We start from the raw sequence: 10,688 nt of genomic DNA on the forward strand, positions 1-10,688 counted from the left end.
CAGGCCTTTTCCTGTACTCGTCCCGTACGGGAGTTACCGGTCGGCGCGCAGGCCCGCGTAGTACGCCGTGCACTCCTCGTACGACGGCAGCAGTCCGGCGGCCTTCGCCTCGGCCAGCGTGGGCGCCTCGGCGTCCTTCTCCGACAGCACGGGCTCGATGCCCTCCGGCCAGGCGATGCCCAGCTCCGGGTCGAGCGGATGCACCCCGTGTTCACGCCCCGGCGCGTACCCCGTCGAACACAGGTACACCACGGTGGCGTCGTCGGTCAGCGCCATGAAGGCGTGCCCGAGGCCTTCCGCGAGGAACACCGCGTGCCGGGTCTCGTCGTCGAGCCGCACCGCCTCCCACTGCCCGTACGTGGGCGAGCCGACCCGGATGTCCACCACGACGTCCAGGACCGCCCCGCGCACACACGTCACGTACTTGGCCTGGCTCGGCGGTACGTCCGAGAAGTGCACCCCACGTACGACGCCCCGGCGCGAGACCGAGCAGTTCGCCTGCGCGAGGGACAGGTCGTAGCCGGTCGCCTCGCGGAACTCCTCGCCCCGGTACCACTCGTGGAAGGCGCCCCGGTCGTCCGGGAAGATCTTCGGCTCCAGTACCCAGGCGCCTTCGATGTCCAGTGCTCGCATGCTGTCAGGCTCCGTTTCCGCGTCGCAGCCCGGCCTTGCGCGCGATCTTCCCGAGCGTGCGCCGCACCTTGCGGACCACTCGCTGCCCGGTGCTCGGCCCGGCCGGTTTGGCGGGCCGCACGACCTGCAGACGGCCGCCCTTGGCGCTCAGGCCGACGGACATCGCCAGGAACCGGGGCTCGCCGGCCTCCGGGGCCAGGCACAGCGACGGCTTCCACGTCCCGTCGGCCAGGGCGCCGGCGGGCAGCGTCGCCTCGACGAACGCACCCGAGCCCTCGGAAGCACCGGACAGCGTGCCGGGCACCTCCACCGGCTCGGCGACCGCCGCCGAGGACAGCCGCAGCAGCGTCTTGGTGTCGCCGGGCACGTGCAGGGGCAGTGCCACGCGCAGCCGGTCACCCGTGACGGTGACATCGTCCGGCTTGAGGCGGCCGAGGCCCACACCCTTGACGGCGCGGTCGACGTCCAGGGACAGCGTCGCCTGCTTCGCGGTCCAGTACGGCAGGACCGCACGGCCGGCGACCACACCGGCCGGCGGCACCGGGCGGGGGTCCAGCTTGACCGGGCCGAGACGGCACTCACGGGTCCAGCCGCCCAGCTTGATCCGGACGAACACGTCGAACAGACCGCCGCCGAGTGCCACACCGCCCGCCGCCGTGCCGGGGTCGACGGTGGCGGTGCCGCGCAGGACCAGCCGCACCTGTCCGTCCTCGTCGGCCGGGAGGGTCTCGCGGGTCAGCTCCACCGGCTGGAAGAACTGGGCGGCCGTGGTCCGCTCACGCACCAGGAAGTCCGCCGTCGCGCTCCCGAACCGGGCGACGGTCGACGCGCCCACCCGGGCGATCGCGTCGTCGGCGTCGGTGGGCGTGCCGTCCAGGTCGGCGCCGTCGCTGTCGTCCTCGGCGGGGAACGTCATCGGCTTGCCGCGCGAGGTGAACTCGGCGGTGAAGCCGACGTGCAGGACACCGTCGCGCCACTCCACGCTCTGCGGGGTGGCCGATGGCGCGAGGGACGCCTCCCACTCGGCGAACGCGATGACGTCGTCCAGCCGGTCGGCGGCGATCAGCGCCGCCACGATCCGCTGCGCCTCCTGCATGCCGTTCGCGACACCCGGGCCGAAGCGCTCGACGACGACCCCGCGGATCTCGTCGAACATCTCCTTGCGGTAGTCCTCCGGCAGCTTGAGGAGCCGGTTGGAGCGCATCCGCTCGACCATCTCGTTGCGCAGCCACCGCCGGTAGAGACGGTCACGCACCGCACCCGGTTCGGTGTACCGCTCGACGACGTCGAGAGCCTCACGCAGGTTGCGGAAGTAGCCGACGGGGTCGAAGCGCTGGAATCCCGCGTTCGAGGCGTCGTCGCGCTTGACGTGGTAGTAGCAGACGTAGTCGCTGAGCACGGAGACGTTGTCCGCGCGCAGATACGCCTCGGTCACGAAGACATGGTCCTCGAGCCGCCGCCTGCCCTCGGGGAAGCGCAGGCCGATGCGGTCCAGGAACGCGCGGCGAAGCATCTTGTGCGGGGTGAGGCTGTCGATCAGCGGGGCGTTCTCGACGCTGGCCTTGGGGTGGTTGTGCCGGAACAGCTCGACCGGCACCGGGCGGCCCTTGCCGGCCATCTTGCCGACGATCACATCGGCGCCGTTGGCCACGCCGTACTCGTACATCCGCTCAAGGGCCTCGTCGCCGAGGTAGTCGTCGTTGTCGACGAACATCACGAACTCGCCCTGCGAGGCCTCGATGCCGACGTTGCGCGGCTTGCCCGACCAGCCCGAGTTCTCCTGGTGGATGACCTTCAGACGCGGTTCCTCCGCGGCGAGCTGGTCCAGCCGGGCCGGGGTCTCGTCGGTGGAACCGTCGTCGACGAAGATCACTTCGTACTCGTCGGCGGGCAGCGACTGCCGCAGCAGCGACGCGACGCATTCCTCGATGTACGGTCCCGGGTTGTACACCGGAACGATGACGCTGACCTTGACCGGCATACGGCTGGAAGCTCCCTCTTGCTCTACTCCCCGCATCCGCGACGGCGCGGACAGGGCTGCCTGATACTAACCTCGCAGGGGCCCCCGACACCTGTCGGGGGCGCGCCCCCAAAGGGGCGCGGGGAACTGCGCGACCAGCCACGACGGCGCCGCACTCGCGCGACCACATCGCGGCACCCCCAATGGGCGCCTACGCTCACCACCGTGCACCTTCTGCTCCTCTCCGACACCCACCTGCCCAAACGCGCCAAGCAACTGCCGGCGGCCCTTCTCGACGAACTCCCGCACGCCGACGTCGTGTTCCACGCCGGCGACTGGATCGACACGGCGACCCTCGACCTGCTGGAGAGCCGCTCCCGCCGTCTGGTCGGCGTGTACGGCAACAACGACGGCCCCGGCCTGCGCGCCAGACTCCCCGAGGTGGCCCACGTCGACCTGGGCGGCCTGCGCTTCGCGGTCGTCCACGAGACGGGCCCCGCCCAGGGCCGCGAGGCCCGCTGCGCCGCCCGTTTCCCCGACGCCGACGTCCTGGTGTTCGGCCACAGCCACATCCCGTGGGACAGCACGGCGGACACCGGCCTGCGGCTGCTGAACCCCGGTTCGCCGACGGACCGGCGCCGTCAGCCGCACTGCACCTACATGACGGCGACGCTGACGGACGACGGCGGGCAGCTCACCGACGTGGTGCTGCACAGGCTGCCTCCCCGTCAGACCTGACGCTCCTTCGGCGGATGGATGGCGCCGCCCGTCGCCGTCAGTGCCGCCCCGCTGCCGCCCCACCGCAGGGCGACGATCTCCGCGGCCACGGAAACCGCCACCTCCTCCGGCGTACGTGCGCCGAGGTCCAGCCCGATGGGGGAGCGCAGCCGGGACAGTTCGGACGCCGTGAGGCCGGCCTCCGTCAGCCGTCGCCGCCGGTCGTCGTGGGTGCGGCGGCTGCCCATCGCCCCGATGTACGCGGCGGGGCGGCGCAGGGCCTCCTCCAGCAGCGGTACGTCGAACTTCGGGTCGTGGGTCAGGACGCAGATCACCGTGCGCTCGTCGGTGTCCGTGCCGCTCAGGTACCGGTGCGGCCAGTCGGCGATCACCTCGACACCCTTGGGGAAGCGCTCCGGGGTGGCGAAGACCGGGCGGGCGTCGCAGACGGTGACCCGGTAGCCGAGGAAGGCGCCGATCCGGGCCACGGCTGCCGCGTAGTCGATGGCGCCGAAGACGAGCATGCGGGGCGGGGGCGCGAAGGAGTGCAGGAACACGGTGACGGCGTCCTCGCGTCGCTCCCCGTGGGGCCCGTAGTGCCGCAATCCCGTTGCTCCCAGGGCGAGTTCACCACGGGCGTCGGCGGTGACGGCCGCGTCCAGGCCGTTCGTGCCGAGTGTGCCGGCGATGCGGTCGGGCCAGACGGCGAGCGTGGCGCCGCGCTCCGCAGGACCCTCGGTCACGGTGGCCACGGTCACCGGGAGGCCCGCCGCGACTGTCTCCGCGACCGCCGCGAAGGAGGGATCGAGGGCGGGAGTGACGGGCCGTACCAGCAGGGTGATCTCGCCGCCGCAGGTGAGACCCACAGCGAAGGCGTCCTCGTCGCTGTAGCCGAAGGTCTCCAGGCGGGCCTCGCCGCTCGCCACGACCTCCTGGGCCAGCTCGAACACCGCGCCCTCGACACATCCCCCGGACACACTGCCCACCACCTCGCCGCCGGGCCCCACCGCCATCGCGGCTCCCGGGTCACGTGGCGCGCTGCGGCTCACCGAGACGACGGTGGCGAGTCCGAACGGTTCGCCCGCCGCGTACCAGCGCCCGAGCGCCGGGAGAAGGTCTCGCACGATCCGCTCCTTTTGTCGGTCATGTGACTTGATCATCACCCATGAGCGCCAAAAGCTGAAGATTACTCAGGAGTCAGTTTCTATTGACGGCCCCTGATACGCGCGGGACTGTAATGCACATGTCGAAGTCACGTGTGCATCTGCTCGGCGTACTGGTTCTGGTCACCGGTTTTGTGACTACTGTCGGCTCCCAGCCCGCCCGGGCCGACACCCTCTGGTTCGACTCTCCGGCCTCCACCACCCTCACCGTCCAGAACGGCCGGTTCACGGACTCCCTGGGCCGGGAAGTCGTCCTGCGCGGCTACAACGTCTCCGGCGAGACGAAGCTCAAGGAGAACAACGGGCTGCCCTTCGCCTCCGTCGCCGACGCCAAGAAGTCGGCGACCGCCCTGCGGGCGCTCGGCGGCGGCAACAGCGTCCGCTTCCTGCTCTCCTGGGCGTACGCGGAGCCCACCCGGGGGACGGTGAGCAGCAGCTATCTGGCCGCCGCCACCGCCCAGATGGGTGCCTTCCTGGACGCGGGCATCCGCGTCTACCCCGACTTCCACCAGGACCTCTACTCCCGTTGGCTCTTCGACTCGGACAGCTGGTACACCGGCGACGGCGCCCCCAAGTGGGCCGTCGACCTCGGCAACTACCCGGACGAGAACTGCGGGATCTGCATCCTCTGGGGGCAGAACATCACCCAGAACGCCGCGGTGAAGAACGCGACGTACGACTTCTGGCACAACACGTACGGGCTGCAGGACTCGTTCCTCGACACCGCCCAGAAGACGATGACGTATCTCAAGCAGAACCTGACGGGCGACCAGTTCGCGGGCGTGGTCGGCTTCGACCCGTACAACGAACCGCATCCGGGGAATCTCGACTCGGGCCAGACGAGCCGGACCTGGGAGAAGAACGTCCTGTGGCCGTTCTTCGTGAAGTTCCGGGCGCGGATGGACTCGGCCGGCTGGCAGGACAAGCCGGCCTTCGTGGAACCGAACATGTTCTGGAACGCCAACATCGACTCCCAGAAGCAGGAGGGCGGGTTCCTCGACGCGGGGACCGCCGGCACGCGGTATGTCTTCAACACCCACTTCTACGACCAGAAGGCCATCTCCGGCATCCTGATGTGGGGCAACGCGGGCGACGGCCAGTACGTCACCGACTTCGGTACGGTCCGCGACCGGGCCGCCGCCCTCGGGACGACCGGGATCGTCAGCGAGTTCGGCCACCCGCTGAGCGGATCGGTGTCCGGCAAGGCGCCGACGGTCTACAAGGCGATGTACCAGGCCCTCGACTCCCGTGTGAAGGGGGCGAGTTGGTGGGCGAACGCGAGCGTCTCCGGGCCGGTGCTGTCCAGCAGTCAGTGGCAGTGGGACATCTACAACGGCCGCCACAGGGAGCTGATGAACGACAACGCCGACAAGGTGATCACCAGCGGTGACGGCTGGAACGACGAGGACCTGTCCGCCGTACGCCTCGACGACGCCGGTACGGCGGTGCTGCGGCAGGACGCGCGGATGCTGGACCGTGTCTATCCGGGCGCCACGGCGGGGACGGCGCTCGCCTTCACCTTCGAGGACCGTTCGCGGGACGGGTCCACGACCCTGACCTGGAACCCGGTGCCCAGTTCACTGCCCAACGTGTCCCAACTGGTGGGCTCGGGCCAGTACTCGGTGCTGGTGTGGCGGTCGAAGGGCATCTCGGCGCCGACCGAGCTCCATCTGCCGGCGTCCTTCCCGACGGCGACCACCACGGTCGTCTCCGACCTCGGCACGGTCTACGGCCCGCCGGCCTACACCAGCACGACCCCGATCGCCGCGGGCACCGAGCCCGGCAACACGGGAAGCCGCCGCCTGCTGCTCACCGCGCCGGACTCGGGGGTCCTGCACTACGCGCTGGTGACCAACGGGGCGACGGCTCCCTCGGCGACCCTGCTGAACTCCGCGCGGACCGAACTGGCCTCGTGGGCCGCGCAGGAGTTCAGCTAGTCGAGCTACCGGCGGTCAACTGACCTGAATCAAGGGGTCAGTTGATCGCCGGGCCAGTCCAGTCCGCCTCGACATGGCCGAGGCGGACTCGCTGGGGGTGGTCGCCGACCGGCACGGACACCGTCTTCAGCCCGGTGGCGAAGTCGATGGCCGTGACCTGGTCGGCACCGCTCTCGGAGATCACGCAGGACTTGCCGTCGCCGCTCACCGTGGCCCAGTAGGGCTTCGAGGCGGTGACGAGCGGGCCCTCCTGGAGCGTCGCACGGTCGACGACCGTCGCGTAGTCGTCCATCGTGCCCGCGACGCACAGCTTCGTGCCGTCCGGCTTCATCGAGATCCCGTGGTGGCGCGAGTCGTTGACGAACGTGGTGCGGTCGTCGCTGGTCGCCGGGTTCTTCGGCAGGGTCTTCGTCCGGGTGATCTTGTCGGTGGCGATGTCGTACTCGAAGAAGCCGTTGAAGAACGACACCTGGAAGTACAGCTTCGACTCGTCGGGCGAGAAGACGGCCGGGCGGACCGCGTCCGAGTAGTCCTTGAGGCCGATGGCGTTGAGCCGGTCCCGCATGTCGATCACCTTCACCTGCTTGAAGGTGGCCGCGTCGACGACCGTGATCTTCCGGTCGCCCTTCGTGAAGTCCTGCCAGGGGGCGTCCTGGTTGGTGTTGACGTCCCCGATGGCCATGTTCCAGATGTACTTGCCGTCCTTGGTGAAGATGTTCTCGTGCGGCTTGTCGCCGGTGGCGAACGAGCCGATCTGCGCGCCGGTGTTGATGTTCAGCACGTGCACGGTGTTGGAGATCGAGGCGGAGACCGCGACCCGGGTGCCGTCGGGGGAGACCGCCATGTGGTCGGAGCGGTAACCCGACACGGGGAAGCGCCAGTTGATCGCCCCGGTGGCGAGGTCGATCGAGACGACGTCGGCGAAGCTGGGCCGGGAGACGACCACCGACTTGCCGTCCGGGGTGGAGTACATGTCGTCGACCAGCTGGTCGTGGCCCTCGCCGACGCCGTTGCGGATCGCCATGAAGTAGATCCACTTGATGGGGTCGGCGTTGATCGCGGCCATCCGCGCCGCCTTGTCGGGTACGACGTTGATCCGGCCGATCTTGGCGAAGTCGCCGGTGGACTTGATGACGTCCGCGGTGCCTTCCCAGTTGTTGCCGACGAACATCACCTCGCGCAGGCTCGCCGCGGCCGTGCTGGAGTCCTCGGCCGCCGACGCGGCGATGGCGGTGGTCGCGGGGGCGGTGACGGTCAGAACGAGAGCGGCGGCCATGGCACAGAGGTGCCTGGATCTTGAAGCGGACATGAGTGCTCTCCCCTCCGGGAGTGGACGGACGGACTGTGGCGGGTGCATGACATATAGGGCAAAAGAGAGATCGCGGCTGCGGGCGGAAAACTGAACACGGTCACGTTCAGATTGGACTTACTGGAAAGTAAGGAGGGGGTGCCCTTCTCCACAAGACTGCGTGCACGACAAACTTGGCCCCCGGACCGACGAAGGAGGGTTCATTGGCGGGCAGACTCAGGGCGCCGACCGGCCGCTACGCAGGCAGGACAGCCGAGGAACGACAGGCCGAACGGCGCCGGAGATTCCTGGAAGCCGCACTCCAGCTGTTCGGCGACACGCCGGGCTACCGCTCGACGACCGTCGCCGCGCTCAGCGAGACGGCCGGTCTGTCGACGCGCCAGTTCTACGAGGAGTTCCGCACCCTGGAGGACCTCCTGGCCGCCCTTCACCTCCAGGTCAACGACTGGGCCGAGGGGGCGGCGCTCACCGCGCTGGCCGCCGCCGAGGGCCTGCCCCTCGCCGAACGCGCCGCCGCGATCTTCCGCGCCTACGCCGCCAACGTCACCGCCGACCCGCGCCGCATCCGGATCACCTTCGTCGAGATCATCGGCGTCAGCGCCCGCCTGGAGGAACAGCGCCTCGCCCGCCGCTCCCGCTGGGTGACCCTCATCTGCACGGAGGCGGAGGCGGCCGTCGCCGTGGGGGAGGCGGCGCCGCGCGACTACCGGCTCGCCGCGACCGCGTTCATCGGCAGCGTCAACGGCCTGCTGCACGACTGGAGCGCCGGTTGGGTGGACGCCACACTGGACGAGGTGGTGGACGAGCTGGTGCGGATGCTGCTGGGCATCCTGCGGCCGGCGGGCTGGCTGCCCCCGGACTCGGCGCGGGCCGAGGGCACCGGGACCTCCTGACGCTCCCGGGGCGCGCCCGTCCGGCCGGTGCTGCTCAGCCGGCCAGCTGGTTCACCGACTCCAGAACCGGTCCGACACCGTCCTCCGCGCCGATCCGGGCGGCGAGGACACGCGCCCGCTCCCTGTGCGAGGGGTCACCGGTCGCCCGTACCAGGGCCGACGCGGCACTGCCTGAAGGCGGGCGATGTCAAGGACCGCAGCGCCTGGATGCGCTGATCACGCCCCGAGCTGCCGAACGGCGGCGTCTACGGTCTGTTCCAGCAGCGTCGCGATGGTCATCGGACCGACACCGCCCGGCACGGGGGTGATCAGCCCGGCCCGCTCGACGGCGGAGTCGAAGTCGACGTCGCCGATGTTCCCGGGGCTGTACCCGGCGTCGATCACGACCGCGCCGGGCTTGATGTCCGCGCCCCGGATCAGCCGGGGCCGGCCCACGGCGGCGACCACGATGTCCGCCTCGCGCAGGACGGACGACAGGTCCCGTGTCCGCGAGTGGCAGTACGTCACCGTCGCGTCCCGGCCGAGGAGCAGCATGCCGACCGGCTTGCCGAGGATCGCGCTGCGGCCCACCACCACGGCCCGCCTGCCGGACGGGTCGACGTCGTACGCGTCGAGCAGCCGCATGATGCCGCCGGGCGTGCAGGACACGAAGCCCGGCAGACCGAAGCTCATCGTCGCGAAGGACGCGAAGGTGACACCGTCGACGTCCTTCTCCGGCGCGATCGCCTCGAACGCGGCCCGCTCGTCGATGTGCGCGCCCATCGGATGCTGGAGCAGGATGCCGTGCACGCCGGGGTCGTCCGAGAGGGAGCGCAGCGTGCCGACCAGTTCCTCGGTGGTCGTGGCGGCGGGCAGCTCCACATGGCGGGACTCGATGCCCGCCTTGCGGCAGCGGTTCCGCTTCATCCGGACGTACGTGACGGACGCGGGGTCCGCTCCCACCAGCACGGTCGCGAGGCAGGGCGTCGCGCCCGTGCGGTCGGTGAGATCGGCGGCCTTCTTCGCGGTGTCCTCGACGATGCGCCGGGCGAGAGAAGTGCCGTCGATGAGCCGGGCCTGAGACATGATCCACTCCTGAGCGAGCAGTTGTCATCGCCCAGGCGCACGGCACGCACGCACTCTGCGTTCTTCGCGTTCTTCGCGAGGCCGCTCCCCGGTGGTTGTCCACCTCAGCGCCAGTCACGACCCGCGCTCAGCCTAACCGAGTCAGGAATCCTCCTCGTCCCACGCCTGCAGCACGGTCTGGTCGACGATCTTGCCGTCCCGCAGGGACATCATCGAGCCGGCGAGGACCCGGACGCCGTCCGGGTACAGACAGGACTCGGTGTAGGCGACCTGGTCGCCCTGGACGACGACCTGTTCCAGCTTGTGGGTCATGTCCCTGCCGTACACCTCGGTCAGCATGGCGCCGATCTCGCCGCGCCCGTGCATGACCATCGGATGGCTGGGCTGGGTCTTGTGGTCGACGACGCGCAGTTCGGCGTCGTCGGCGTAGAGCGACAGCAGTGCTGCCGCGTCCTGTCCTTCGATACCCCGGCGCAGTGCTTCGGTGTCGAAGGTGGGGCTTGCCGCGGTGCCCATGGTGACCTCCTCCGAGGGCCGCGGCCCGATCGGGTCCGGGCCGCGAAGGGCCTCTCTCCCCGAGCGTCCTCCGTCCCGGGAGGCTCGGCAAGCGCAGACGGATGATGAGCCTGACGAGTGAGCGGGGCGCGGTGCCCGTGTCCGGTGAGGGGCGAGCGACGTTGCTGAGTACATGATCTCAACACGACGAATCGCCGCCGCCGTTGGTCTCGCCATCGGCGTCACCGGCCTCGCCGCCCCGCTGGCGAGCGCGGCTCCCGCCGCCGACCAGAACGCGGGCAAGCTGAACCCGATCGCCCAGCTCGACTCGCTCGCCGTGAGCGAGATTCCCGCCCAGTACCAGGAGGACCTGCCGCGGGTCTCCAGCCAGCTGGGCGGGCTCAACCACCTGAGCGACCTCCAGCAGCTGCACCAGCTGACCGACATGGCCGCCCCCGTGACCGGCCTGCTGCCGGGTATCGAGGCCTGACGGACGGTCGCACCGGAGGTATGTGG

The 10,688-nt window shown here is 70.1% G+C and carries 10 protein-coding genes and 1 riboswitch; of the genes, 4 read left to right on the forward strand and 6 right to left on the reverse strand.

Annotated features, from left to right (window positions below):
• Positions 1–33 precede the first annotated feature (33 nt).
• Together rfbC and STRTUCAR8_RS31905 are read right to left on the reverse strand one after the other, a co-directional pair.
• Positions 34–633 (reverse strand): dTDP-4-dehydrorhamnose 3,5-epimerase, encoded by a 600-nt coding sequence (rfbC, locus tag STRTUCAR8_RS31900; RefSeq protein ID WP_006380310.1) that lies wholly within the window; start codon positions 631–633, stop codon positions 34–36.
• Between the two features lie 4 nt (positions 634–637).
• Positions 638–2,614 (reverse strand): glycosyltransferase family 2 protein, encoded by a 1,977-nt coding sequence (locus STRTUCAR8_RS31905; protein WP_006380312.1) that lies wholly within the window; start codon positions 2,612–2,614, stop codon positions 638–640.
• A gap of 204 nt (positions 2,615–2,818) precedes the next feature.
• Here STRTUCAR8_RS31905 and STRTUCAR8_RS31910 point away from each other — a divergent pair, with 204 nt between their 5' ends.
• A complete protein-coding gene (locus STRTUCAR8_RS31910; protein WP_006380314.1) occupies positions 2,819–3,331 on the forward strand; it encodes a metallophosphoesterase family protein in 513 nt (170 codons plus the stop codon).
• Here STRTUCAR8_RS31910 and STRTUCAR8_RS31915 read toward each other — a convergent pair.
• Complete coding sequence (locus STRTUCAR8_RS31915) at positions 3,322–4,434, reverse strand: XdhC family protein (RefSeq protein ID WP_006380309.1); 1,113 nt, start codon at positions 4,432–4,434, stop codon at positions 3,322–3,324. The two genes, STRTUCAR8_RS31910 and STRTUCAR8_RS31915, sit on opposite strands and share 10 nt — an antisense overlap.
• 113 nt (positions 4,435–4,547) lie before the next feature.
• On the opposite strand from STRTUCAR8_RS31915, the gene STRTUCAR8_RS31920 reads away from it, so the two are divergent.
• Positions 4,548–6,410, forward strand: coding sequence for a glycoside hydrolase family 5 protein (locus STRTUCAR8_RS31920; RefSeq protein ID WP_006380311.1), 1,863 nt, complete (start codon positions 4,548–4,550; stop codon positions 6,408–6,410).
• Between the two features lie 37 nt (positions 6,411–6,447).
• Here STRTUCAR8_RS31920 and STRTUCAR8_RS31925 read toward each other — a convergent pair whose 3' ends face one another.
• Entirely contained in the window at positions 6,448–7,719 is a 1,272-nt protein-coding gene (locus STRTUCAR8_RS31925; RefSeq protein ID WP_044473251.1) for a YncE family protein, read from the reverse strand.
• A 203-nt stretch (positions 7,720–7,922) separates the two neighbouring features.
• On the opposite strand from STRTUCAR8_RS31925, the gene STRTUCAR8_RS31930 reads away from it, so the two are divergent.
• Positions 7,923–8,612, forward strand: a complete 690-nt coding sequence (locus tag STRTUCAR8_RS31930) for a TetR/AcrR family transcriptional regulator (protein ID WP_006380313.1) — start codon at positions 7,923–7,925, stop codon at positions 8,610–8,612.
• Between the two features lie 216 nt (positions 8,613–8,828).
• Here the strand turns inward: STRTUCAR8_RS31930 and STRTUCAR8_RS31935 are convergent, their stop codons facing one another.
• Together STRTUCAR8_RS31935 and STRTUCAR8_RS31940 are read right to left on the reverse strand one after the other, a co-directional pair.
• On the reverse strand, positions 8,829–9,677 hold the full coding sequence (locus STRTUCAR8_RS31935) for a bifunctional 5,10-methylenetetrahydrofolate dehydrogenase/5,10-methenyltetrahydrofolate cyclohydrolase (protein WP_006380305.1): 849 nt from the start codon (positions 9,675–9,677) through the stop codon (positions 8,829–8,831).
• A 22-nt stretch (positions 9,678–9,699) separates the two neighbouring features.
• Positions 9,700–9,805, reverse strand: a riboswitch (ZMP/ZTP riboswitch).
• A 13-nt stretch (positions 9,806–9,818) separates the two neighbouring features.
• Entirely contained in the window at positions 9,819–10,193 is a 375-nt protein-coding gene (locus STRTUCAR8_RS31940) for a nuclear transport factor 2 family protein (RefSeq protein ID WP_006380307.1), read from the reverse strand.
• 172 nt (positions 10,194–10,365) lie between these two features.
• Here STRTUCAR8_RS31940 and STRTUCAR8_RS31945 point away from each other — a divergent pair, with 172 nt between their 5' ends.
• Positions 10,366–10,662: a hypothetical protein gene (locus STRTUCAR8_RS31945; RefSeq protein ID WP_006380306.1), complete on the forward strand. Its 297-nt coding sequence runs from the start codon at positions 10,366–10,368 to the stop codon at positions 10,660–10,662.
• Positions 10,663–10,688 lie beyond the last annotated feature (26 nt).

This window comes from Streptomyces turgidiscabies Car8, assembly GCF_000331005.1.
GTDB classification, from domain to species: Bacteria; Actinomycetota; Actinomycetes; order Streptomycetales; family Streptomycetaceae; genus Streptomyces; species Streptomyces turgidiscabies.